24 protein-coding genes and 1 riboswitch are annotated in these 23941 nt (G+C 70.5%); of the genes, 11 read left to right on the forward strand and 13 right to left on the reverse strand.

Annotation, left to right across the window (positions count from 1 at the left end):
• The first annotated feature begins 72 nt into the window (after window positions 1-72).
• Both cdgB and ACIBK5_RS08070 read left to right on the forward strand, forming a co-directional pair.
• Window positions 73-1734 carry a diguanylate cyclase CdgB gene (gene cdgB, locus ACIBK5_RS08065; protein ID WP_399017390.1) on the forward strand — a complete coding sequence of 554 codons (1662 nt, stop codon included), beginning with the start codon at window positions 73-75 and terminating at the stop codon, window positions 1732-1734.
• Window positions 1735-1853: 119 nt separating this feature from the next.
• Window positions 1854-2810 (forward strand): carbohydrate-binding protein, encoded by a 957-nt coding sequence (locus tag ACIBK5_RS08070; RefSeq protein ID WP_399017391.1) that lies wholly within the window; start codon window positions 1854-1856, stop codon window positions 2808-2810.
• A 6-nt stretch (window positions 2811-2816) separates the two neighbouring features.
• Here the strand turns inward: ACIBK5_RS08070 and ACIBK5_RS08075 are convergent, their stop codons facing one another.
• The 3 genes from ACIBK5_RS08075 to ACIBK5_RS08085 form a co-directional block, all read right to left on the reverse strand.
• Complete coding sequence (locus ACIBK5_RS08075; RefSeq protein WP_399017393.1) at window positions 2817-3746, reverse strand: 1-phosphofructokinase family hexose kinase; 930 nt, start codon at window positions 3744-3746, stop codon at window positions 2817-2819.
• Window positions 3747-3874: 128 nt separating this feature from the next.
• Window positions 3875-5086 carry an N-acetylglucosamine-6-phosphate deacetylase gene (gene nagA / locus ACIBK5_RS08080; RefSeq protein ID WP_399017394.1) on the reverse strand — a complete coding sequence of 404 codons (1212 nt, stop codon included), beginning with the start codon at window positions 5084-5086 and terminating at the stop codon, window positions 3875-3877.
• Window positions 5086-6027 carry an ROK family protein gene (locus tag ACIBK5_RS08085; RefSeq protein ID WP_399017396.1) on the reverse strand — a complete coding sequence of 314 codons (942 nt, stop codon included), beginning with the start codon at window positions 6025-6027 and terminating at the stop codon, window positions 5086-5088. The genes nagA and ACIBK5_RS08085 overlap by 1 nt, the downstream gene beginning before the upstream one ends.
• A 154-nt stretch (window positions 6028-6181) precedes the next feature.
• On the opposite strand from ACIBK5_RS08085, the gene ACIBK5_RS08090 reads away from it, so the two are divergent.
• Together ACIBK5_RS08090 and ACIBK5_RS08095 are read left to right on the forward strand one after the other, a co-directional pair.
• A complete protein-coding gene (locus tag ACIBK5_RS08090) occupies window positions 6182-7435 on the forward strand; it encodes an ABC transporter substrate-binding protein (protein WP_399017398.1) in 1254 nt (417 codons plus the stop codon).
• Between the two features lie 35 nt (window positions 7436-7470).
• Entirely contained in the window at window positions 7471-7734 is a 264-nt protein-coding gene (locus tag ACIBK5_RS08095; protein ID WP_399017400.1) for a DUF3263 domain-containing protein, read from the forward strand.
• A gap of 83 nt (window positions 7735-7817) precedes the next feature.
• Here the strand turns inward: ACIBK5_RS08095 and otsB are convergent, their stop codons facing one another.
• The 3 genes from otsB to ACIBK5_RS08110 all read right to left on the reverse strand — a co-directional run bounded on the left by otsB (window position 7818) and on the right by ACIBK5_RS08110 (window position 11092).
• Window positions 7818-8645 (reverse strand): trehalose-phosphatase, encoded by an 828-nt coding sequence (gene otsB, locus ACIBK5_RS08100; RefSeq protein WP_399017402.1) that lies wholly within the window; start codon window positions 8643-8645, stop codon window positions 7818-7820.
• Between the two features lie 6 nt (window positions 8646-8651).
• The gene (locus tag ACIBK5_RS08105; protein ID WP_399017403.1) at window positions 8652-10040 is read right to left on the reverse strand and encodes a trehalose-6-phosphate synthase; all 1389 of its coding nucleotides are present in this window, start codon (window positions 10038-10040) and stop codon (window positions 8652-8654) included.
• Window positions 10041-10147: 107 nt separating this feature from the next.
• Complete coding sequence (locus ACIBK5_RS08110; RefSeq protein WP_382495068.1) at window positions 10148-11092, reverse strand: glucosyl-3-phosphoglycerate synthase; 945 nt, start codon at window positions 11090-11092, stop codon at window positions 10148-10150.
• Between the two features lie 155 nt (window positions 11093-11247).
• Window positions 11248-11404: riboswitch (SAM riboswitch) on the forward strand.
• A gap of 18 nt (window positions 11405-11422) precedes the next feature.
• Between ACIBK5_RS08110 and thrC the strand changes: the two genes are divergently transcribed.
• The 6 genes from thrC to ACIBK5_RS08140 all read left to right on the forward strand — a co-directional run bounded on the left by thrC (window position 11423) and on the right by ACIBK5_RS08140 (window position 18704).
• The gene (gene thrC / locus ACIBK5_RS08115; protein ID WP_399017405.1) at window positions 11423-12709 is read left to right on the forward strand and encodes a threonine synthase; all 1287 of its coding nucleotides are present in this window, start codon (window positions 11423-11425) and stop codon (window positions 12707-12709) included.
• Window positions 12710-12812: 103 nt separating this feature from the next.
• Window positions 12813-13088 carry a MoaD/ThiS family protein gene (locus ACIBK5_RS08120; protein WP_148000006.1) on the forward strand — a complete coding sequence of 92 codons (276 nt, stop codon included), beginning with the start codon at window positions 12813-12815 and terminating at the stop codon, window positions 13086-13088.
• A gap of 448 nt (window positions 13089-13536) precedes the next feature.
• Window positions 13537-13740, forward strand: coding sequence for a cold-shock protein (locus tag ACIBK5_RS08125; protein WP_003949956.1), 204 nt, complete (start codon window positions 13537-13539; stop codon window positions 13738-13740).
• A 333-nt stretch (window positions 13741-14073) separates the two neighbouring features.
• Window positions 14074-15696, forward strand: coding sequence for a chaperonin GroEL (groL, locus tag ACIBK5_RS08130; protein WP_399017407.1), 1623 nt, complete (start codon window positions 14074-14076; stop codon window positions 15694-15696).
• 239 nt (window positions 15697-15935) lie between these two features.
• The gene (locus ACIBK5_RS08135) at window positions 15936-17057 is read left to right on the forward strand and encodes an NADH:flavin oxidoreductase (protein WP_399017410.1); all 1122 of its coding nucleotides are present in this window, start codon (window positions 15936-15938) and stop codon (window positions 17055-17057) included.
• Between the two features lie 96 nt (window positions 17058-17153).
• Window positions 17154-18704 carry a carboxylesterase/lipase family protein gene (locus ACIBK5_RS08140; RefSeq protein ID WP_399017412.1) on the forward strand — a complete coding sequence of 517 codons (1551 nt, stop codon included), beginning with the start codon at window positions 17154-17156 and terminating at the stop codon, window positions 18702-18704.
• Between the two features lie 10 nt (window positions 18705-18714).
• Here the strand turns inward: ACIBK5_RS08140 and ACIBK5_RS08145 are convergent, their stop codons facing one another.
• From ACIBK5_RS08145 to ACIBK5_RS08165, 5 genes are all read right to left on the reverse strand, one after another.
• Window positions 18715-19284, reverse strand: a complete 570-nt coding sequence (locus ACIBK5_RS08145) for a hypothetical protein (protein WP_399017414.1) — start codon at window positions 19282-19284, stop codon at window positions 18715-18717.
• A 22-nt stretch (window positions 19285-19306) separates the two neighbouring features.
• A complete protein-coding gene (locus ACIBK5_RS08150; RefSeq protein ID WP_399017415.1) occupies window positions 19307-19939 on the reverse strand; it encodes a Uma2 family endonuclease in 633 nt (210 codons plus the stop codon).
• An 89-nt stretch (window positions 19940-20028) separates the two neighbouring features.
• Window positions 20029-20886, reverse strand: coding sequence for a hypothetical protein (locus tag ACIBK5_RS08155; RefSeq protein WP_399017417.1), 858 nt, complete (start codon window positions 20884-20886; stop codon window positions 20029-20031).
• Between the two features lie 203 nt (window positions 20887-21089).
• Complete coding sequence (locus ACIBK5_RS08160) at window positions 21090-21281, reverse strand: DUF397 domain-containing protein (RefSeq protein ID WP_399017418.1); 192 nt, start codon at window positions 21279-21281, stop codon at window positions 21090-21092.
• Window positions 21265-22104 carry a Scr1 family TA system antitoxin-like transcriptional regulator gene (locus tag ACIBK5_RS08165; RefSeq protein WP_399017420.1) on the reverse strand — a complete coding sequence of 280 codons (840 nt, stop codon included), beginning with the start codon at window positions 22102-22104 and terminating at the stop codon, window positions 21265-21267. The genes ACIBK5_RS08160 and ACIBK5_RS08165 overlap by 17 nt, the downstream gene beginning before the upstream one ends.
• A 114-nt stretch (window positions 22105-22218) precedes the next feature.
• On the opposite strand from ACIBK5_RS08165, the gene ACIBK5_RS08170 reads away from it, so the two are divergent.
• Window positions 22219-22464, forward strand: coding sequence for a hypothetical protein (locus tag ACIBK5_RS08170; protein WP_399018345.1), 246 nt, complete (start codon window positions 22219-22221; stop codon window positions 22462-22464).
• 11 nt (window positions 22465-22475) lie between these two features.
• Here ACIBK5_RS08170 and ACIBK5_RS08175 read toward each other — a convergent pair whose 3' ends face one another.
• Both ACIBK5_RS08175 and murQ read right to left on the reverse strand, forming a co-directional pair.
• Window positions 22476-22940, reverse strand: a complete 465-nt coding sequence (locus ACIBK5_RS08175; protein WP_399017421.1) for an SRPBCC family protein — start codon at window positions 22938-22940, stop codon at window positions 22476-22478.
• 58 nt (window positions 22941-22998) lie between these two features.
• The gene (gene murQ, locus ACIBK5_RS08180) at window positions 22999-23934 is read right to left on the reverse strand and encodes an N-acetylmuramic acid 6-phosphate etherase (RefSeq protein ID WP_399017423.1); all 936 of its coding nucleotides are present in this window, start codon (window positions 23932-23934) and stop codon (window positions 22999-23001) included.
• Between the last annotated feature and the right edge of the window lie 7 nt (window positions 23935-23941).

Genomic DNA, 23941 nt, shown 5'->3' on the forward strand with positions numbered 1-23941 from the left:
GCTGCCAGGACGTACGCCGATGAGAACCCTTGATTCTTGATTCGCTGCGAGGTACTCGGGGGGAGGGCGAGCATGGAGACCGAGTCGGAGCCCTACGTCCGCCTTGCCTCCCTGCGACAACTGCACCAGGTCATGGCCGACATGAACACGGCCCGCAGCCTGGCGGACACACTGCAGACCGTCGCGGAAGGCGTCGTCGCCGCTCTCGGGTACGAGATGGCGTGCGTGAACCTCGTACGCCCCGACGGTGATCTCGTCGTCGCCGCCTTCGCCGGGAACCCCGCCGCCGAGGCCCTCATCACCGGCCGCGTCGGCTCGCGCGAATCCTGGGAACGCCGGCTCGGCATGGGCGAGCGCTGGGGCGACCTGGTGTTCATACCGCACACCGAGGGCTGGGTCCTCGACGACGACGACGTCCCGCAGTGGTACACCGACGGCCCCGCGCCCCGCTTCGAGGACGAGTGGCATCCGGCCGACCGGCTCTTCGCGCCCATGTACGCGCCCGGGCCGCAGGGCAGCGCGGCCTGCGGCGAGCTGATCGGCGTGCTCTCCGTGGACCGCCCGCGCAACGGCCGCCATCCCGGCGCCTGGGGCCGCGAGGCCCTCCAGATGTACGCCTTCCAGGCCGCCATCGCGATCAGCAACGCCCGGCTGCGGGCCAATATGCAGCGCGCGCTCGTCCGGCTGGAGCGCGAGCAGCAGGCGCTGCGGGCGAGTGAGGAAAGCTTCAGGCAGGCCTTCGAGTACGCCCCCTCCGGCATGGCCATCGCCGAGATGGGCGGCGACCAGCACGGCCGGATCCTGCGCACGAACGACGCCCTGTGCCGGCTGCTGGGCCGCCCCGCCTCCGCGATGCGCCGCTACTCCTTCTCCGACCTGGTCCACCCCGAGGACATAGGCACCCTGCTGCGGACCTCGGCGGAGGGCGGCCGCGCGGAACTCCGCCTCGGCCGCCGGGACGGCACGTATGTGTGGGTGTCGCTGCGCAACAGCGTGGTCGCCGACGCCGCCGACGGACCGCGCTTCCTCCTCACCCACGTCGAGGACATCGAGGAGCGCAAGCGCCGCGAGTTGCAGCTCGCCCACCGCGCCTCGCACGACTCGCTCACCGGCCTGCCGAACTCCGCCGAGCTGCGCTCCCGCCTGTCGTCGCGCCTCTGCCAGCGTGCCGCGCCCCCGCACTCCGCGGTCGCCGAGTCCCATGACGCGGCCTACGGCCACCCCGCCTTCGACGTCGTCGGCCCCGGCTTCGACTTCCGGCAGGCCGCCGACCCGTTCGACGCCTACGACCACCATGTGCACACCGTCGCCCCGGAGGGCGACCTCGACGACGGCACGAAGGGCCTCGCCGTCCTCTTCTGCGACCTCGACGGCTTCAAGTCGATCAACGACCGGTTCGGGCACAACGCGGGTGACGCGGTTCTCATCGAGGTCGCCCGGCGGCTGAGCGGGGGCGTCCGCGACGGTGACACGGTCGCCCGGCTCGGAGGTGACGAATTCGTCATCCTCGCGGACGGACTCGGCCGGGCCGACGCGCAGGACCTCGCGGTCCGCCTCCGCAACGAGATCATCCAGCCCATCCGCGCCGAGGGGCGTGCCGTCCGGGTCGGCGCCAGCTTCGGCATCGGATGGGCACACTGTGGAATGACAGCGGACGAAGTGTTGAAGTCCGCTGACGAGCGGATGTACGTCGAGAAACGATCTCGTCCCAAACAACACAGACGCGCCGGGTGAACCCGAGGTCAGCGAGTTGATGCGGTCTGAGTCACCCGTTTGGGTCACTGGGAGCGGGTAGGCTCGCTCTCTCACGACCCGTACCGCATTGCACCGCACCTGACTGAGGAGACCAAGGGATGACGCCCGGCAACAACGGCGCGAGCACGCCCGAGGACGACGACCCGTTCGGCTATCTCTACGCCGACGGGCAGGCCAACGGAGCCCAGCCGCCGTCCGGGGGCTACGGCTACCCGAACTCGGTCAACCGGGTGCGGGCGGTGGGCACGCGCCAGTACGGCCAGCAGCCGCAGGCCGGGCAGGCGGCGGCCTACGGTCAGGTCCCGCAGCAGCAGGGTGCGTACGGCCAGCCGAACGCGCACTACGCGGCACCCGAGACGCTGCCCGGCGGCGGCGGATCCGCTACCGCTCCCCAGCACCAGGTGTCCGGCGGCGGCCGCGGGGGCCGCGGCCCGAACACCAAGGGCCTGCTGATCGGCGCGGTCGCGGTGGTCGCGGCGGTCGTCGTCGGCATCGCGATCGCCATGGCGAGCGGTGACAAGGACAAGAGCGACTCTGACGACCAGGCGGGCACGACTCCGACGCAGTCCCAGGAGTCCGAGCCGAACCCTTCGAAGAGCAAGGGCGGCGGCGAGAGCAAGGTCGACCTGCCGACGATCGACGCCAAGGCGCTGCGCCTCGGTGGTGGAGCCACCCTCACCCAGGACGTCAAGGGCGCCCAGTCCGACGGCGGCATCTACGTGGGGAACCTCAACGCGCCCGGCTCCTCGGTCACCTGGACGGTCAATGGTGTCCCCAAGGACGGTCTCTACACCCTCTTCGCCCGTTACAGCACGGTCGACGAGGACCAGGAGATGACGCTCACGGTCAACGGCAAGCCGTTCGGCAGCAAGCTGAACATGGGCAACTTCACCCACGCCAAGGGCGGCGACTTCGCCAAGGGCTGGACGAAGACCTACGCCTGGCCGACCCTCAACAAGGGCACCAACACGATCACGGTCTCCTGCGGAGACGGCGACAAGTGCAACGTCCTGCTGGACCAGCTCTGGCTGAAGGCGGGCCAGGTCAAGGACTGAGCCGGCCTAGGCCGCACTGACCTCCCCCGTCACCGTCACCCTCCCCAGCCACTCCTCGTAGACCCCCCGGTCGAACTCCCCGGCCACCGGCGCCTGCACCGTCGCCGCCGACAAGGCCGTCGCCCGGGTCAGGCGGGCCGGCCAGGGGAGGTGTTCGACCAGGCCCGAGAGGAGGCCCGCGACCGCGGAGTCGCCGGCGCCTGTCGGGTTGCCTCGTAGGAGGGCTGGTGGGGCGGCGCGCCAGCGGCCCTCGGGGGATACCGCCAGCAGGCCTTCCGCGCCCAGGGACGCGACCACCGCGCGCGCACCCCGGCGGCGGGCGTCCTGGGTGGCTCGCAAGGGGTCGTGGGAGCCCGTCAGTTCTGCCAGTTCCCCGGCGTTCGGCTTGATGATGTCGGGGCGGGCGGCGACGCCTCGGCGCAGGGGTTCGCCGCTGGTGTCCAGGAGGACCGGGACCGAGAAGGAGCGGGCCGTGCGGACCAGGCCCGCGTACGCGCCCACCGGGACGCCCGGTGGGAGGCTGCCGCACAGGGCTACCGCCGAGGCGGACGCCAGCAGGTCCTCGTAGGCCTCCTGGAAGGCGGACCACTCGGTGGGGGTGATCGTCGGGCCCGGTTCGTTGAGTTGCGTCGTGTCGCCGGTCCGCTCGTCCGCCACGGCGATCGTGCGGCGGGTCGTGCCCGTGATCGGGACCAGCGCGTCCACGATGCCCGGCACCGGCGCCAGCAGTTCCTGGACGACCCGGCCCGTCGCACCGCCCGTGAAACCGGTCACCGTCACCTCGTGCCCGAGGGCCGCGAGGACCCGGGCCACGTTGACGCCCTTGCCGCCGGGGCGTTCCGTCACCTCGGAGACGCGGTGGGAGGCGTGCGGCCGGAGGGACCGTACGCGGTAGGTGATGTCGAGAGCGGTGTTCAGCGTGACCGTGAGGATCACCTGGTCGACCTCCCCCGATACAGAGCCATGCGCTTGCTGCCGTGAACTTCCGGAGGCTCGATCATGCCAAAGAGACGGCGGTCGGCCCAGTCCCGGACTCGGCCACCGTCTCCCGACTGGGGGATGGATCAGTGCAGTTGGGGACCGATCACCCATTCGCCCCGGCGCATCACGCCCTTCAACTCGAAATCCGAGTTCAGCAGCACCAGGTCCGCGTCCTTGCCCGGCTCCAGGGAGCCGATGCGGTCGGCCATGCCGAGCAGGCGGGCGGGGGTCGCCGAGAGGGCCTGTACCGCGTCCTGGACGGAGAGGCCGTCGACCGTGACGGCCCGTTTGAAGGCGCGGTCCAGGGTCAGGGTGGAGCCCGCGATGGTGCCGTCCTCGACCAGGCGGGCCACGCCGTCGGCGACCTCCACCTCCAGCGGGCCGAGCCAGTAGCGGCCGTCGCCGAAACCGGCCGCGTCCATCGCGTCCGTGATGAACGCGACCCGTGACGCGCCCGCGTGGTGGAACGCCAGCCGGAGTGCGGCGGGGTGCAGGTGCGTGCCGTCGTTGATCAGCTCGACCGTGATCCGGTCGTCTTCGAGGAGCGCGGTGATCGGGCCGGGGGAGCGGTGGTCGAGGGGCGGCATCGCGTTGAAGAGGTGCGTGGCGACCGTGGCGCCCGCGTCGATGGCCTCGACCGTCTGCTCGTAGGTCGCGTCCGTGTGGCCGATCGCCGCGATCACGCCCTGGTCGGCCAGCAGGCGTACGGAGTCCAGGCCGCCGGGGAGTTCGGTGGCCAGCGTGACCATCCTCGCCTGGCCCCGGGCGGCCTCGATCAGCTTGCGGACGTCCGCGGGGTGCGGGTCACGCAGCAGGTCCTCGGCGTGGGCGCCCTTGCGGCAGGGGGAGATGAACGGGCCCTCGAAGTGGATGCCGGCGATCTCGCCCTGCTCGGCCAGCTCGCTCAGCAGGCCGGCGCGTTGGGAGAGGAAGTCCAAGTCGCCGGTGACGGTGGAGGCGACCAGGGTGGTCGTGCCGTGCAGGCGGTGGGTGTGGATGCCCTTGAGGATGTCCTCGGCCGAGCCGGAGGTGAAGGAGCCTCCGCCGCCGCCGTGGTTGTGGAGGTCGACGAAGCCGGGGATGACGTAGTGGTCTGTTACGTCGATGACCTGGGCGTTTTCCGGGGCGGTGGTGGTGATGCGGGTGCCGTCGACGACGACCCGGCCGTTTGTGATCGTTTCCGTGGGGAGGACGACGGTCGCGCCGGTCAGGACCGTGGGGTGTCCGGACGCTGCGGGGTGCGGGTGGGTGGGGGCTGGTCGCGCAGTTCCCCGCGCCCCTGGGGCATCGGTCATCAGGGCGTTACCTCCATACGGTCGGTCGATGCCAGAAGGTCCCAGGCCAGCAGGCCCGCCCCCAGACAACCTGCACTGTCCCCCAGGGCCGCCGGCACGAGCGTCGGCTGTTTCTGGAAGGTGATGCGGCGGTCGATGGCCTCGCGGAGAGGTGTGAACAGCGTTTCCCCCGCCTCCGCCAAGCCGCCGCCGATGATCAGGACGCGCGGGTCCAGCAGGGTCAGGGCCGTGACCAGGCCGTCGGCCAGGGCGTCCACGGCGGACTGCCAGACTGCCCCGGCCCTCGGGTCGCCGGACTCCACCGCCTTCGCGCAGTCCGCCGCGTCTGCGTCCGGGTCGCCCGAGGCCGAGGCCCAGGCCTCGGTGACGGCAGCCGCCGACGCGAAGCGCTCCAGGCAGCCGCGCTGCCCGCACGGGCAGGGGGCTCCGCCGGGCCGTACGACGATATGGCCGATCTCGCCCGCGAAGCCGTGCGCACCCGACTCGACCCGGCCCTCGACACCGATGCCGCCTGCGATGCCGGTGCCCAGCGCCACGAACAGGAACCGGTCGGCGCCGCGGCCCGCGCCGACCCGGCCCTCGGCGAGAGCGCCGGTGCGCACGTCGTGGCCGAGGGCGACCGGGACGCCCAGTCGTGCCGTGAGCGCGTCGCGCAGGGGGACGTCGCGCCAGCCGAGGTTCGCGGCGTAGACGGCGATGCCCTCCGCCTCGTCGACGATGCCGGGGACGACCACGCCCGCGGCGGCCGCGGGCGTGCCGAAGTGCTCGGCGCCGTGGGCGCGCAGCTCGGCGGCGAAGTCGAGGATGCCCGCGACGACGGCCTCCGGACCCTGGTCGCGTCCGGTGGCCCGGCGGGACCGGTGCAGCACCTCGCCCCCGGGTCCGGCCAGAGCGGCCTTCATTCCGGTGCCGCCCACGTCGAGGGCGATGACATGTCTCACGGAACACAGTGTGACCCGGGGACCCGCAAGAGGTCTAGTCCACTCACGTGGTGTAGACCTTATTCCGAATATCGAAAAGTTTCGGTGGCGGACCACGCCAGGATTTGGCGGGCGACGCCAGGGTTGGGGAAGAACAGCGGTGCAGCGGCGGCGGATGGCAGGAACGATCGCGGTGGTGTCCGCACTGGGCATGACGGCGGTCCTCGGCGGCTGTGGCGTGACGGGCGGCTCGGGCGACGTGACCCTGAAGCTGGTCGCCGCCGACTACGGCGACAGCAAGGCCAACAGCTCCCAGAAGTACTGGGACGAGCTCGTCGAGGAGTACGAGGCCGACCACCCCGGCGTCAAGATCGACGTCAGCGTGTACTCCTGGAACGACGTCGACCGCAAGGTCAGGGAGATGGTCGCCGCCGGTGACCCGCCGGACATGGCGCAGATCGGCTCGTACGCCGGGTACGCGGCCCAGAACCAGCTCTACAAGGCCGACGAGCTGCTCTCCATACCCACGCAGGCCGACTTCGTCGGGCAGCTGGCCTCCGCGGGGCAGGTCAAGGGCGTGCAGTACGGCATGCCGTTCGCCTCCTCCACGCGCGTGCTCTTCTACAACAAGACCCTCTTCGACGAGGCCGGCATCACCCCGCCCAAGAGCTGGGACGACCTGGCCGACGACGCCGAGGCGCTCAAGGCGGACGGCGTGACGTACCCGTACGCGCTGCCCCTCGGCCCGGAGGAGGCGCCTGCCGAGGCCATGCAGTGGATGCTCAGCGGCGGGGGCGGCTACACCGACAGCGTCGACGGCTACGGCATCGACTCCCCTGAGAACGTCGACACCTTCTCCTGGCTGAAGGACGACCTGGTCGGCGAGGGCCTGACCGGCCCTGTCGCGCCCGGGGAGCTCAACCGGGCCGACGCGTTCGCCGCCTTCGCCAAGGGCGAGGTCGGCATGGTCAACGGGCACCCGTCGCTGATGAACATCGCCGCGAAGAAGGGCGTCAAGTACGGCATGGTGCCGACGCCGGGCAAGGAAGGCACGAGCAAGTCCACGCTCGGTGTCGCCGACTGGATGACGGCCTTCCGCAAGAACGGGCACCGCGACCAGGTCGGCGACTTCCTCGACTTCGTGTACAGCGAGAAGAACGTGCTGGCCTTCTCCCGCGAGTACGACCTGCTGCCGGTCACCACCTCCGCGTCCGGGACCATGTCCGTCTCCGACCAGGACCGGCACCTCAGGCCGTTCCTGGAGGAGCTGCTGACCTCCGAGCTCTACCCGGTCGGCAAGACCTCGTGGGCCGACGTCAGCGCCGAGATCAAGCAGCGGATCGGCAAGGCCGTCGCCCCCGGTGCCAGTCCCTCGGCCGTCCTGGGCGGGCTCCAGGCGGAGGCGTCCCGGGCGGAGAACGCGGAGTAGTCCGGCTGTCGGTGGCGGGCGTTACGGTGCCTGGCATGGACGAGGACGACGCGGACACCGGGGGGTCGGGTGAGCCGGGGCTCGGGCGCCGGGAGCGGGACATTCTCGCGCTTGAACGCCGGAGCTTTTCCGGGCCCGGTGCGAAGGAACGGGCCGTGCGGGAGGAGCTGGGGCTCGCGCCGGTGCGCTACTTCCAGCTTCTCAACGCGCTGTTGGACGACCCTCGGGCTCTCGCCCATGATCCGGTGACGGTGAATCGGCTGCGGCGGATACGGGAGAGGCGGCGGGCGGAGCGCTGAGGGCCGTGGGACTGATCGGCCGTCGCGGGGTGCGGGTGAGTGGGGGCTGGTCGCGCAGTTCCCCGCGCCCCTTTTAGGGCGCTTCAGCTGAGCTGGGTCGCCAGTGCTCCCAGCAGGCGTACGACGCCCTCCGGGCCGTTCACCACCAGGTCCGCTCGCTCGCGCAGCTCGGTCACCTCGTCGCTGCCGCTGCACACCAGCAGGCCCGGGGTGCCGGTCGTGCGGAGGCGGTCGACGGCGGAGTAGGCGGGCAGGTCGCCCAGGTCGTCGCCGCCGTAGAGGACGGAGCCGGCGCCGGTCTCCTGGGCGAACTCGGTGAGGGCGACGCCCTTGTCCATGCCGGGCGGGCGCAGTTCGAGGACCATGCGGCCGGGCTCGACGATCAGGCCGTGGCGGGTCGCCAGGGCGGTGAGCGGCTCGCGCAGGGACTCGAAGGCGGCCTGCGGGTCGGCGGCCCGGCGGGTGTGCACGGCCACCGCCCGGCCCTTCTCCTCGACCCAGGTGCCGCTCCCTTCGAGCAGCCCGGGCAGTTCGGCGCGTACGGCCGCGACGCCGGGGTGCGGCTCCGGCGCGGTGATCTCGCCGCTGCGGGCGTCCCACCGCTCGGCGCCGTAGTGCCCGAGGACGACGAGGTGTTCGAGACCGGGTACGTCCGCGAAGCCGCCGTTGCGGACCGCGACCTCGGCCGGGCGGCCGGTGATCACCGCCACGGCGGCCACCTTCGGCGCGAGCGCCACCAGCGCCCCCAGCGCCTCCGGATGGGCCCTGGCCAGCTCCGGGTCGGCCACGATCGGCGCGAGCGTCCCGTCGAAGTCCAGCCCGACCAGCGCCTCCGAGGGCCGCGCGAGGAGGGCGTCGAGACCCTCCTGCCCGGCCTTGGTGAGGGGGGTCGGCAATGCCACCGAGCTCATCACCGCTCAGCCCCTCAACGCGTCGAGCTGGTCCACGAACCACTGCGCCGGGGGCAGCGCGGTCGCCGCCGCGGCCAGGCGTTTGGCGCGCTCGGCGCGTTCCTCCGGGCGCATCGAGAGCGCCTCGTGCAGGGCCGCCGCCGTGCCGGTCACGTCGTACGGGTTCACGGTGATCGCGTCCTCGCCCAGCTCCTCGTGCGCCCCGGCCTCCCGCGACAGCACCAGCGCGCAGCCCGTGTCGGAGACGACCGGGACCTCCTTGGCGACGAGGTTCATGCCGTCGCGGATGGGGTTGACGAGCGCGACGTCGGCCAGCCGGTAGGCGGCCAGGGAGCGGGCGAAGTCGTCCTTGACGTGCAGCACGACCGGCGTCCAGCCCGGTGTCCCGTACCGCTCGTTGATCTCGTCCGCCAGCCGCTGTACCTCGGCCGTGTAGTCCCGGTACACGGCGAGGTCCTGCCGGGAGGGGTAGGCGAAGGCGACGTGCACGACGCGCTCGCGCCACTCGGGGTGGGAGTCGAGGAGCGTGCGGTAGGCCAGCAGGCCGCGCACGATGTTCTTCGACAGTTCGGTGCGGTCGACGCGGACGATGGTGCGGCGGCCCTCGCCGATCTGCTCCCGCAGCGCGGCCATCCGCTCCTCGACGTCCGCCTCGTGCGACCGCTGCCGCAGGAAGTCCGCGTCGGCCCCCAGCCCGTGCACGCCGACCCGCGTGCCACCGAGCCCGCCGGCGAACCGCTCGGCGCATTCGACGAACGCGTCCGCCCAGCGCTGGGTGAGAAAGCCCAGCCGGTCCGCGCCCAGCATGCCGCGCAGCACCTGACCGGCCACGTCGTCCGGCAGCATCCGGAAGTACTCGGGCGGCGCCCACGGGGTGTGCGAGAAGTGCCCGATCCTCAGGTCCGGCCGCAGCTCGCGGAGCATGCCGGGCACCAGCGTCAGGTGGTAGTCCTGCACGACCACGGCCGCACCCCGCGCCGCCTCCTCCGCCAGCGCCTCGGCGAACGCCCGGTTGTACGCCTCGTACGACGTCCACTGCCGCCGGAACTCCGCGTCGAAGACCGGCTCCAGCGGGGTCTGGTACAGCATGTGGTGGACGAACCACAGCACCGAGTTGGCGACGCCGTTGTACGCGTCGGCGTGCACGTCGGCCGGGATGTCCAGCATCCGCACGCCGTCCTCGCCGACGCCCCGCCGGACGGCCTCGCGGTCGCCGTCGGACAGCGCCGAGCAGACCCACAGCGCGTCCGCGTCCGAGCCGATCGCGGAGAGCCCCGAGACCAGCCCGCCGCCGCCCCGCTTGGCGTTCAGCGAACCGTCCTCGCCCACCGCGTACGAGACCGGGCCGCGGTTGGAGGCCACCAGCACCTGTGCAGCACCGAACGTTGAAGCCATAGCCCTCAACCTAGCCCGGCCCGGAAACGCTCAAACGTACGGACCTGGCGGCCCCCCGACCCGCCCGGCCGAAAATCAGCCCCGGTCAGGCCAGTGCCCGGCCACCGTCAGGCCGCCTTCCGCGCCTGGTACTCGGCGATCTCCACCATCGGCGGACGCTCCTCGGTGTCCACGGAGTACGTCCGCGGCTCGAAGCCGTCCCCGCCCCGCTCGAACTGCGTCAGGGACGGCCGGATCAGATGCCCGCGGGCCAGCCGCAGCTGGGCGGTGCGGTAGATCGCGGCGGCCATCCGGCCCAGCGCCTGCCCGTCCTGGTGCCGGTGCTTGCGCACCCCGACATCGACCTGGGCGAGGGCGTCGAGCCCCGCCAGGTGCAGGGCGTCGACCAGCATCCCCAGTTCGACGCCGTACCCGACGGGGAACGGCAGCTGCTCCAGCAGCGAGCGGCGGGCCGCGTACTCGCCGCCGAGCGGCTGCACGAAGCCGGCCAGCTGCGGCCAGTGCATGTTGAGCAGCGGGCGCGCCATCAGCTCGGTGACCCGGCCGCCCTGCCCGGCGGCGGCGCCGAGCGGACGGTCGTACATGGCCTTCACCAGGTCCACGCCCGGCTCGGTGAGCAGCGGGCCCACGATCCCGGAGACGAAGTCGGAGGAGAAGTCCCGCAGGTCCGCGTCGACGAAGCAGACGATGTCCCCGCGGGTGACGAGCAGTGAGCGCCACAGCACCTCGCCCTTGCCGGGCACCGCGGGCAGCCGCGGGAGTATCCCGTCCCGGTGCACCACCGTCGCGCCCGCGGCGGCGGCCACCTCCGACGTGCGGTCGGTCGAGCCGGAGTCGACGACGACGAGCTCGTCGACGAGCGGCACCTGCCGCATCAGGTCGTGGCGGATCACGGCGGCGATGTCGCCGACCGTCTCCTCCTCGTTGAGGGCGGGCAGCACGACACTGACCGTCTGGCCCGTGCGCTGCTTGGCGGCGAGTATCTGGTGGAGGGGGCGATCGGTCGCGGACCAGGAACGGGTGCTCAGCCAGCGCTCGACTTCTTCCAGCACCGTGGCGGCTCCTCTGCGTACTCTCGGCGGGACGGACTGTGAGCCATCTCGCGGTTCGGACGACTATCTCAACTGTCCTGGTCGTCGGTTACAGTCTTGAACAACGCGGGTGACCATCGCATGTCCGGGGTCAACCTGCGTCGACAACCGAATACAGCTCATCCAGAGGGACTGAGGGAAACGGCCCGTTGAAGTCCCGGCAACCCTCCAGTCGGTACTCGTAGGTCACCGTCGACCACACGCGCGAGGCTCCCGGCTCGGGAAGGTGCCAAATCCGTCTCACGGCGAGATGCGTCGTGAGGAAGATGAGGAGAAAGGGCCTCGCCTCACATGGCTGCGCAGACTGTTGCAAGCACCACTGAATCCACCGTAGACCTCGGCCCCGCCGCCGCCCTGAGCTGCCGCGAGTGCGGTCACCGCGTCCCCCTCGGCCCGGTCTTCGCGTGCGAGGAGTGTTTCGGCCCGCTGGAGATCGCCTACGACTTCTCGGCCTACGACACCGAAGAGCTCCGCAAGCGCATCGAAGCGGGCCCCGCGAACATCTGGCGCTACGCCCCGCTGCTGCCGGTCCCGGCCGACGTCGCGGACAAGCCGAACATCAACCCCGGCTGGACCGCGCTCGTCAAGGCCGACAACCTCGCCCGTGAGCTCGGCGTCGACGCCGGCAAGCTCTTCGTCAAGGACGACTCCGGCAACCCGACGCACTCCTTCAAGGACCGCGTCGTCGCCCAGGCCCTGGAGGCCGCCCGCGCCTTCGGCTTCACCACCCTGTCCTGCTCCTCCACCGGCAACCTCGCCGGTGCGGTGGGTGCCGCCGCGGCCCGCGCCGGCTTCCGCTCCTGCGTGTTCATCCCGCACGACCTGGAGCAGGGCAAGGTCGTCATGGCCGCGATCTACGGCGGCGAGCTCGTCGGCATCGAGGGCAACTACGACGACGTGAACCGCTTCTGCTCCGAGCTGATCGGCGACCCGGCCGGCGAGGGCTGGGGCTTCGTCAACGTCAACCTGCGGCCGTACTACGCCGAGGGCTCCAAGACCCTGGCCTACGAGATCTGCGAGCAGCTCGGCTGGCAGCTGCCGGACCAGCTGGTCGTGCCGATCGCCTCCGGCTCGCAGCTCACGAAGATCGACAAGGGTCTGCAGGAGCTGATCAAGCTCGGGCTGGTCGAGGACAAGCCGTACAAGATCTTCGGCGCGCAGGCCGAGGGCTGCTCGCCGGTGTCGACGGCGTACAAGGCCGGGCACGACGTCGTACGGCCCCAGAAGCCGGACACCATCGCCAAGTCGCTGGCGATCGGGAACCCGGCGGACGGTCCGTACGTGCTGGACATCGCGCGGCGTACGGGCGGTGCGGTGGAGGACGTGAACGACGAGCAGGTCGTCGAGGCGATCAAGCTGCTCGCGCGGACCGAGGGTGTGTTCGCGGAGACCGCCGGGGGTGTGACGGTGGGGGTGACGAAGAAGCTGCTGGAGAACGGGCTTCTCGACCCTGCCAAGACCACGGTGGTCCTGAACACGGGGGATGGTCTCAAGACGCTGGATGCGGTGGCTGGGACCGGGCTTACCGCGACCATCCGGCCCAACCTGGACTCGTTCCGGGACGCCGGTCTCGTCTGAACCGTTGTTCGCTGCGGGCCGGTGGGGGCTGGTCGCGCAGTTCCCCGCGCCCCTGGGTGCGCGGCCCAGCCGTAGCTCAATCGAAACCGGAGGTCATATTCCGATGAGCGTCAACGTACGAATCCCCACCATCCTGCGTACCTACACCGGCGGGCAGGCCGAGGTCGCCGCCGAGGGTGCGAACCTCGGTGAGGTCATCGCCGATCTGGAGAAGAACCACACCGGGATCGCCGCCCGGGTGCTGGACGACCAGGGCAAGCTGCGCCGGTTCGTCAACGTGTACGTCAATGACGACGACGTGCGGTTCGAGCAGGGTCTCGAGACGGCGACGCCGGACGGTGCCGGTGTGTCGATCATTCCGGCCGTCGCCGGCGGCTGAACCGGTCGACCGGCTTGATTATTACCATCGGTAACGGCCGTCACTGAGCGTTCATCGAATTGCCCCCTCCGTGAGAGAAGCGGAGGGGGCAATTCTGTGTGGTTGAGCGCGGTACAGTTGGGGAACGCGATCCCGATCCCCTGATCGGGCACCCTGAATTCCTGCCGCGCGCCCGACAAGATGTAGCCAAAGTGTGTGCGTCTTTCGCCGCTTTTGTTCCCTTTGCGTGGCCCGACTTGCCCTGAAGTCGCACGAATTCTCCCCACATTCCGGATCCCGCGCGTCCAGAATTCTCGTCCGATTGACCTGTTGCAGAGGGCAGTTGGACAGATACATTCGGCCGCGGTCGACGCGTTCCGGCGCACGCCCCCAATCCGTGGGGGGTGAGGTCTGACCCGGATCCGCGAAGTGCGGGTCTGTGCAAGGGCCAGTAATAGGGGAGTTAGGCATGGCTCAGGGCACCGTCAAGTGGTTCAACGCGGAGAAGGGGTACGGCTTCATCGCGGTCGACGGTGGTGCGGATGTTTTCGTCCACTACAGCGCGATTCAGATGGACGGCTACCGCACCCTTGAAGAGGGTCAGCGGGTCGAGTTCGAGATCTCGCAGGGCCAGAAGGGTCCACAGGCCGACATGGTTCGCGTCGCTGCCTGAACGCGCGACCACGACAAACCGCAAGCGGCAGGTCTTCTCTGAAGGGCCCGTACCCCCCGGGGTGCGGGCCCTTCGGTCTGTCCGAAGGCCCCGCCGGACGCTGTTCGCGGGCGGCTGACGGCCCTGCCCGATCCCCGGGAGGCGCTTGCACTCGCCATGCCCGAGTGCTAATCATTGCGTTAGCACTCTGAAGGTGAGAGTGACAACGTAAGGACCGGGTCGGTGAGGCCCGCAGGCCGGGTGGGGAAGGAACCACGAGGCTGGCGAGCCGTCCGTCGCGGGCGCGGGCGCGGTCCGAAGTAATCACCCCCAGTCCTGGAGGGACCACTTCACATGGCCAAGATCATCGCGTTCGACGAGGAGGCGCGGCGCGGCCTCGAGCGCGGCATGAACCAGCTCGCGGACGCCGTCAAGGTGACGCTCGGCCCCAAGGGCCGCAACGTCGTCCTCGAGAAGAAGTGGGGCGCCCCCACGATCACCAACGATGGTGTCTCCATCGCCAAGGAGATCGAGCTCGAGGACCCGTACGAGAAGATCGGCGCCGAGCTGGTCAAGGAAGTCGCCAAGAAGACGGACGACGTCGCCGGTGACGGTACGACCACCGCGACCGTTCTCGCCCAGGCCCTGGTCAAGGAGGGCCTGCGCAACGTAGCCGCCGGCGCCAACCCGATGGCCCTCAAGCGCGGCATCGAGCGCGCCGTCGAGGCCGTCTCCGCCGCCCTGCTGGAGCAGGCGAAGGACGTCGAGACCAAGGAGCAGATCGCCTCCACGGCCTCCATCTCCGCCGCCGACACCCAGATCGGCGAGCTCATCGCCGAGGCGATGGACAAGGTCGGCAAGGAAGGCGTCATCACCGTCGAGGAGTCCCAGACCTTCGGTCTGGAGCTGGAGCTCACCGAGGGTATGCGCTTCGACAAGGGCTACATCTCGGCGTACTTCGCCACCGACATGGAGCGTATGGAGGCCGTCCTCGACGACCCGTACATCCTGATCGCGAACTCCAAGATCTCGAACGTCAAGGACCTGCTCCCGCTCCTGGAGAAGGTCATGCAGTCGGGCAAGCCGCTGCTGATCATCGCCGAGGACGTCGAGGGCGAGGCCCTGTCGACCCTGGTCGTCAACAAGATCCGCGGCACCTTCAAGTCCGTCGCCGTCAAGGCCCCGGGCTTCGGTGACCGTCGCAAGGCGATGCTGCAGGACATCGGCATCCTCACCGGCGGCGAGGTGATCTCCGAGGAGGTCGGCCTCAAGCTGGAGAACGCCACGGTCGACCTGCTGGGCAAGGCCCGCAAGGTGGTCATCACCAAGGACGAGACGACCATCGTCGACGGCGCCGGCTCGACCGACCAGGTCAACGGCCGCGTCAACCAGATCCGCGCCGAGATCGAGAACAGCGACTCGGACTACGACCGCGAGAAGCTCCAGGAGCGCCTGGCGAAGCTCGCGGGCGGCGTGGCCGTCATCAAGGCCGGTGCCGCCACCGAGGTGGAGCTCAAGGAGCGCAAGCACCGCATCGAGGACGCCGTGCGCAACGCCAAGGCGGCCGTCGAGGAGGGCATCGTCGCCGGTGGTGGCGTGGCCCTGCTGCAGGCCTCCCAGGTCTTCGAGAAGCTGGAGCTCGACGGTGACGAGGCGACCGGCGCCAACGCCGTGAAGCTCGCGCTGGAGGCCCCGCTGAAGCAGATCGCCGTCAACGGTGGTCTCGAGGGCGGCGTCGTCGTGGAGAAGGTCCGCAACCTCCAGGTCGGCCACGGCCTGAACGCCGCGACCGGTGAGTACGTCGACATGATCGCCGAGGGCATCATCGACCCGGCGAAGGTGACCCGTTCCGCGCTGCAGAACGCCGCCTCCATCGCCGCGCTGTTCCTCACCACCGAGGCCGTCATCGCCGACAAGCCGGAGAAGGCCGCCGCGCCCGCCGGTGGCGGTATGCCGGGCGGTGACATGGACTTCTGATCGACCCCTGGGGATTCCCCGGGTTGATCAACGGTCTTGCCGAGGGCGGCACTTCCTGTTCCGGGTTCCGGGCAGGGGGTGCCGCCCTCGGGCGTGTGTGCGCGTGTCTGCGCGTGTGCGGGCGTAGGCGGGCGTGTGCGGGGTCACAGTGCGGGCGGGATGCGAGGGCGGGGCCGGGTGGTTGAAGCAAACGTCCTATGCGTATGCACATACTGTCCGGTATCCGAAGGAGCCCCTGAGTGACCGTCGCCGCCTCCCGCGCCGCCGAAATCCTGTCCCGGCCCGTCACGCTCAACGGCCTGACCGTCCCGAACCGCATCGCGATGGCGCCGATGACCCGGATGTTCTCCCCGGGCGGTGTCCCCGGCGAGGACGTCGTCTCGTACTACTCCCGCCGTGCCGCCGCCGGAGTCGGCCTGATCGTCACCGAGGGCACCTACGTCGGGCACGACTCGGCCGGGCAGAGCGACCGCGTGCCGCGGTTCCACGGCGAGGAGCAGCTCGCGGGCTGGGCGAAGGTCGCAGACGCGGTGCACGCCGCGGGCGGCACGATCGTGCCGCAGCTGTGGCACATCGGCATGGTCCGCAACCAGGGTGAGCCGCCGTTCGCGGACGCCCCGGCCGTCGGCCCCTCCGGTCTGCGCATCGGCGCCACCGAGCCCACCGGCATGGCCATGACCCAGGCCGACATCGACGCCGTCATCGGCGCGTTCGCCGAGGCCGCGGCCGCCGCCGAGCGCATCGGCTTCGACGGCGTGGAGATCCACGGCGCCCACGGCTATCTGCTCGACCAGTTCCTCTGGGAGGGCACCAACCGCCGCACCGACGCCTACGGCGGCGACCGCGTCGCCCGCGCCAAGCTCTCCGAGGAGATCGTCGCGGCGGTCCGTGAGACCGTGTCCGCCGACTTCCCGATCATCTTCCGCTACTCGCAGTGGAAGCAGGAGGCCTACGACGCCCGCCTCGCCGAGACGCCCGAGGAGCTGGAGTCCATCCTGACCCCGCTCGCGGCGGCCGGTGCCGACGCCTTCCACGCCTCCACCCGCCGCTACTGGGTGCCCGAGTTCGAGGACTCCGACCTCAACCTGGCCGGCTGGACCAAGAAGCTCACCGGCAAGCCCGCCATCACCGTCGGCTCGGTCGGCCTGAACGGCGTCGACTTCCTCAAGTCCTTCCAGGGCGAGGGCGCCGACGTCAACGACCTCGACAACCTCCTGGACCGCTTCGAGCGCGACGAGTTCGACATGGTCGCCGTCGGCCGTGCCCTGCTCCAGGACCCGCAGTGGGCGGCCAAGGTGCTGGACGGCCGCTTCGGCGACACGGCCCCGTACGACCCGGCGGCGCTGAAGACCCTCAGCTGACCTGGGGGCCGGGAGCCCTGCGACTCTGGATTTACTTGCGTCAGTCAATGACACTGGCGGAGCGCCTGTTCACCGGCATTCCGTGAGGGGATTGAGATGACGACGACCGAGTCCCGCCCGACGGCGGGTGGCCGTTCAGATGAGCCCGCACCGGTGGTCCGTACGACCGCCGGTGCGGTACGCGGCCGAAGGGAGGAAGGGCTCGCGGTCTACCGAGGCATCCCCTTCGCCGCGCCCCCGGTGGGCGAGGCCCGCTTCCAGGCACCCCGCCCCGCCCAGCCCTGGGACGGCATACGCGACGCGTACGCCTTCGGCCCGCCGCCCCCGCAGGACGTCGGCAGCCTGGGCGGCCCGGGACTGCTCGATGTGCCCGAGGGCGACGACTGGCTCACGGTCAACGTCTGGACCCCCGAACCCGACCCGGCCGCCCGCCGCCCGGTGATGGTGTGGATCTACGGCGGCGCCTACAAGCTCGGCCACTCCGGCAGCCCCGGCTACGACGCCCGGCACATCGCGACCGACGGTGACCTCGTGGTCGTCTCCCTCAACTACCGCCTGGGCATGGAGGGTTTCGCGTCCATCGAGGGCGCGCCCGCCAACCGTGGTCTGCTCGACCAAGTGGCCGCGCTGGAGTGGGTCCGCGACAACATCGAGGCGTTCGGCGGCGATCCGGACCAGGTCACGGTCTTCGGAGAGTCGGCGGGCGCGGGCTCGGTCGCCTCGCTGCTCTCCATGCCGCGCGCGGCCGGTCTGTTCCGGCGGGCGATCGCGCAGAGCGTGCCGGGGACGTTCTTCTCCGACGAACTCGCCCGTGACATCGGCCTCGCTCTCGCCGCCGAGATGGGGCTGCGCCCCACGGTCGCCGACCTTTCGACGATCCCTCCCCATCGGCTGACGTCGGCCGGTGAGACGCTGGGCGCCAAGATGCTCCAGTACGTCGACCGCTGGGGCCAGGCGGCGCCCACGGTCACGCCCTTCTCTCCCGTGGTCGACGGCGAGGTGCTGCCGACCACGCCCTGGCAGGCGCTCGCGGCCGGTTCGGCGAAGGACGTCGACCTGCTGGTGGGCCACAACCGGGACGAGTTCCGGCTCTTCATCGCCATGGCGGGCCAGCAGATCACCGAAGAGAAGGCGAGCGCGGCCCTCCGTCTCTTCGCCCCCGGCCCCGACGGGGAGCAGGCCTACCGGGCCGCGTTCCCCGACGCCTCGCCGAGCGAACTCTACGAACGCGTCCAGACGGACTGGCTGTTCAACATGCCCAGCCTGCACCTGGCCGAGGCGCAGAGGGCGGGTGGCGGACGCGCCCATGTGTACGAACTGACCTGGGCGGCCCCGGGCAACGGCGGCGCGCTCGGTGCCTGCCACGGCCTGGACATCCCGCTGCTGTTCGGCACGTACGGGGCGGACCTGGGGCTGCTGACGTTCGGGGGCGGTGAGCCGTCCGAGGAGGCCCTGGCGCTGTCGGCGCGCTTCCGCGCGTCCTGGACGTCCTTCGCGAGGTCGGGAGACCCGGGCTGGCCGGCGTACGACGACGAGCGGCGGCTGGTGCAGGTGCTGGACGCGGAGCCGGTGGTCGGCGCCTACCCGGAGGAGACGTCGCGGCGGCTGTGGGAGGGCTACGGCTTCCCCGCGCTGCCGCTGCTGTGAGCTTGAGCCGCTAAAGGTTGCCCATCGGCTCGATGTCGACCTTCACCGGCGTCCCCCATACCCGCAGCACCTCGTAGTCGGTGAACTCGTGCACCAGCCGGTACGCCATCGCGGCCCGGGGTGCGCGGCGCTGGGCGTTGATGAACAGCTCGGCCTCGCGGCGGTCCCGGCGCGGGGTGCCGCACAGTTGCCAGGTCTGGCCGTTCCACAGCTCCGGCAGCCAGCGCTGCTGGGGCTGGGGGCGGTCGCCGCTCACGCCGTAGCGGGACTGGACGGGGTCGGTCTGCGGCTGCTGCGGGGCGGGGCCGTTGTACTCGTTCCGGCGGGCGGTCCTGCGGCGGGTCTCGCACAGCAGGCACAGGTCGGGGGCGTTCTCGTCGACCGGGCCGTTCGGATGCTCGGCGCAGCGGGTGCTGGGCGCGGCGCCCGCGACGCTCTCGTCCAGCAGGTCCAGCGCGCGCTTCAGGTCGGCCTTGACCTCGTGCAGCTTGGCGTCCGGGGTGTCGGAGGTGAGGGCCTCGCCGTGCTCGCCGAGGACTCGGAGGGCACGGCCTAGGGCGGTGAGCTGGGCGTGGTTCATACGCCCATTGTCCTCAGTCGGCTTAGTCCTTGAGCTTCTCGGTGTCCAGAGTGATGTTCACGGGGGTGGGGAGCTCGACGGTGGCGCCCCAGGGGTGTCGGGAGATCTGCTCGTAGCGGCCGTCTTTCGGTTCGCTGTGGACGGTGAGTGTGTTGTTGTCGCGGTCGATGAGGAGGTAGACGGGGATGTCGGCCGTCGCGTAGCCGACAGGCTTGTCGATGCGGTCGCGTTGGTCGGTGTCGCGGTCGTGGGAGGTGATCTCCACGGCCATCAGAGACCCGTCGGGGTCCGACCACTCGCCATCGCCCTTGAACCGATCCACGGCAGCGAGGGTGCCGTCCGTCCGTGCTCGGCCTTTGCGATAGGCCTCTGCCTTGACGCCGGACTCGGGTACGAGATTCAGATCGGGGCGCTGCATCAAGCACTGGCGCAGCAGCCACATGAAGATCTCGCGGTGGTTGCCGTCCGGCATTGCCTTGACCTCTAGTTTTCCGTTGATGTACTCAAGCCGCACCGTCTCCGGGGCACGGCGTTCCAGCTCCTCGAAGTCCTCGACGCTGAGCGGGTCCTTTGTGCGGACACGTCCGTCGACGTATTCGAGCCGGACGTTGTCCGGTGCCACATCGAGCAGCTCCTTGAAGTCCTCGAAGGGCATCAGCGGGCGATCAGCGGTACCAGGCGTCATGGTGGTGCCTCCTCCCTTCCATCGTGCCCTGGGGGAGTGACGTCGCACCGTAGGAGCCGTCATGCGTATGCCTTCTCTTGTAGTCGTTGGGACATTGCGGCGCGGATACCGGCCGCGTGGGCCTGGACCGTGGGGGCGGAAAGGGGTGCAGGGGGTTGTGCGGGGGCGTGTTCGCCCCGGCAGGCGCTGCAACGGCCCCCTGGCAGGGTTTCCGGACGCCCCGGGGCGCCGCAGTTCGCGCACTCCAGCACGCGTAGGGGCGGACGTGGGGTGGGTGGGGGTGGGAGTTTGCTGGTCAGGCGGCTGCGTACCAGGGCCGCGGCGTGGTGGACGGGAGTCGGCAGGCCGGATGTCAGCTCCCGTAGTACGTCGCCCTCCGAGGCGCCTCGCGCGAACCAGTCCGCCACGAGTGGGGCGAGCGTCGCGCAGTCCCGTTCGGAGAGGGACAGGACGGAGGCTGTGCGGCCGAGGGCGGCGAGGAGGATGTGGGCCCGGGAGCGGGTAGGGCGAGCCGCTGCCTGCGGCCGTGGTGCGTCGCCGCGAGTGAAGGCGGCCCACCAGTCGTCGTCCCGGGCGGTGCGGGTGAACCACGTTCGAGTGATCCAGCGGGAGCTGCCGTCTTCGGCCGTCATGCACTCCCTGCCTCGCCGCAGGTGCCCTGCCCCCTGGAGGCGGTTGAGGGCCGTGCCGAGGGCGCACTGTCCGTACGGGAGCTGTTTGGCCAGCGTCTTTACGGAGATGTCGGCGCCGTCGGGGAGTCGGTCGAGGTAGGCGGCGATGGCGGCTTCGCGGGGTGGGAGGTGGGCGAAGTCGTCGTTCGTACGGGGGTGTTGGTCGGGGGTGGTGCGTTTGCCGTAGCCCGGGTTCGCCATGGGGTGCGCGGACGGGGAGGCAGCACTAAAGTTGGCTTCAGCCATGGGATCGCTGTCCGATCTCGATGGTTAAGCCCCCGCAGGTGTTGGTAGCACCGGGCGGGGGCTGTTACTTGTCCAGGAACGGTAGAGGCATATGACTGTCCGTGGCAAGCCGAACGCATCGCGTCAACTCGCCGGGTGGGAGGGTGGGTTGAGGCCCTCCACCCGTTCCTTGAAAAGAGGGCTCGAAGCTCGGATCCCGAAGCTCAGGCCGTTTCGTCCTTGAGGTTCGCGACGAACAACGCCCAGGCTCCGGCCCGGAACACGAGCTTCGGGCCGTGGGGGGTCTTGGAGTCGCGGACGGGGATGACATCGGGGAATGCCTGCGTGACCTCCAGGCAGTTGTCGCCGGTGCCGCCGCTGTAGCTGGACTTGTACCACTCAGGCATGTTCCTCATGGTCGTAATCCTGCGCCATCGCTTCGAGGACGGCCAGAGACTTCCCAGGCGAGAGTGCCGAAGCTGTGAGGAGTTCGAAGTAGAGCCGGTAACGCGTGACGGTGGCGGGGTCGTCCTCCAGCCGTCCGGTGTCGACTCCTTCGAGGTAGACGAGCGGAGGGGCGTCGTCGAAGTCCATCAACCTGACGCACCCCTGCATCCCCGGGTGGGCTCCCGCGTCGAAGGGCAGGACCTGAACGATGACGTGGTTCTGGCGGATCAGGCCGATGAGGTGGCGTAGCGCCCCTGCCATCACCTCTGGCCCGCCCGTTACGCGGCGTAGTGCGGCCTCGTCAATCACCGTCCACAACAGAGGCCTTGTTGGATCGCCGAGGATCCGTGCCCGCTCCATCCGGCCTGTCACCAGTTCCTCGATGGCCTCTGCTGCCGCTGAGGGCAGGTAAGCGCGGCTGACGGCCCGAGCGTAGGCGGGTGTCTGGAGCAATCCGGGGATCAGCATCGAGGCGTACTCCCTGATGGCCCTAGCCTGCGTCTCCACCTCTGCGGCTTCCGCGAAGTGCTCGCGATACTTCGACTTCGCCGTCGCCCCACAGTTCCGCTGGAAGAAGTCCTCCGTCCCCAACGCCTCGTCCAGCAGCCGCGCGTACTCCCGCTGCAACCTGCGCGTACCCGCCTCCAACTGCCCGATGAACGACCCGCTCACGAACAGCCGCTGCCCCAGGTCCTCCTGGCTCAGGCCGGCCTTCTCGCGGGCGTGGCGGAGTTCGGCGCCCAGGAGGGCCCGAGGGGAGGAGGACGGGTCGAGGTCCCTGGATCCGGGCATGGGCAACTCCCTGTCGTACAGATCGGGTTGTTGGACCGCCGTGTCTGGCCAGGTTAGAGGCGCGTCGGACACGCTGTGTGGTGAATCACAAACTCAGCGTGGAGGTAGGGAAAGGTGCGTTCGACGGAAGAGATCGTGGAGTCGCTGCGGGACGCGCTCAAGGGGGTCGGTGTCGTGCTGCCGTCCCTGGGCGTGGACCCGGTGACGGGCGCGAGTGACGAGCCGTTCGCGTTGGTCGACCTGGGCCGGTGCAACGTACGGACGGCCGAGCATCTGACCGACGTACTGCGGTCGCTGCCCGCGCGGGAGACACTGCGGGCGCGGGTGAGGCAGGTCAACCGGGAGCCGAAGTCGAGGTGAGGTGCGTCGGCTCAGCCGTTGCGGGCCTCCGCGGCCGAGGCGATGTCGTCGAGATCCTTCTCGATGACCTTGCGTACGGCCCGCGCCCCCAGGCCGCCCAGAAGCCTGGCGAGGAGCCCCCGGGCACCGCGGCCCGGCTCCGCGCCGAACGTCATCCGCACCGTGGTCGCCGACGGGTCGTCTGCCCGCAGCTGCCACTCCGAGATGTAGTGGGTGCCCTGCGAGTCGGCCTCCACGACATAGCGTTCGGGTGCCTCGCAGGCGGTGACCCACATCTCCTCGGTGGCCTCCTTGCCGAACATCCTCCGGGTCTCCCGCCACCGCGTGCCGACCCCGAAGCTGCCGTCGGTGATGACCTCGACCCTTGTGACCCCGCTGAGCACGCGTTCCATGCCTCCGAGGTCCGTCAGGGCCTCCCACACGGCACGCTGCCCGGCGGCGATCCGCCGCTCCACGACCACGCTTCTGCTGCTCATGCCTCCATGAAAGCACCGGGGACCGACAATCGGCCGGTGGTCCGGTGGCAGCACACCCTTAGCGGCGGCACGCTTCCAGCGCCGCCCGCAGATGGCCGTCGGATTCCTCCAGCAGGCGGGCCGCCGTCGGGCCGTCGACACCGGCCAGGAGGGTGAGGATCGCGTTCTTGACCTCGCCGTCGGTGGCGGCGAGGGCGTCCTCGATCTCCTTGTCCTCGGCGCCGGTGGCGAGGGCGACGATGCGGTGGGAGCGGGCGCGGAGCTTGTCGTTCGAGGCGCGGACGTCGACCATCAGGTTCCCGTACGTCTTGCCCAGGCGGATCATCGTGATCGTCGAGACCATGTTGAGGACGAGCTTCTGGGCCGTGCCGGCCTTGAGGCGGGTGGAGCCGGTGAGGAGTTCGGGGCCCACGACGATCTCGATGCCGTGGTCGGCGGTGGATGTGAGGGGGCTGCCGGGGTTGCAGGCGAGGCCGACGGTGAGGGCGCCGCGGGTGCGGGCGTACTCGACGGCGCCGATGGCGTACGGCGTGCGGCCGGAGGCCGAGATGCCGACCACCGTGTCGTCCGGGGTGAGGTTGAGGGGCTCCAGGTCGGTCCGGGCCAGTTCGCGGGAGTCCTCCGCGCCCTCGACCGAGGTGACCATGGCCGCCGGGCCGCCCGCGATCAGGCCGACGACCCGGGTCGGGTCGGTGTTGAACGTGGGCGGGCACTCGGAGGCGTCCAGGATGCCCAGTCGGCCCGCCGTGCCCGCGCCCGCGTAGACGAGGCGGCCGCTCCGGGCCATCCGCTCCGCGACCGCGTCGATCGCGGCGGCGATCTGCGGCAGCCGCGCCGCGACCGCCCCGGCCACGGTGGCGTCCTCGCCGTTCATCAGCCGCGCGATGTCGAGCGTGGGCAGCCGGTCGATGTCCGCCAGCTCCGGCCGGAAGGCCTCGGTGGTCAGGGACTCCAGCTCGGTTCTGAGGTCCCGGGGGTCGGAGGTGGAGGTCATGACGGCT

Source organism: Streptomyces sp. NPDC050546, from assembly GCF_044457425.1.
Classification (GTDB): Bacteria; Actinomycetota; Actinomycetes; order Streptomycetales; family Streptomycetaceae; genus Streptomyces.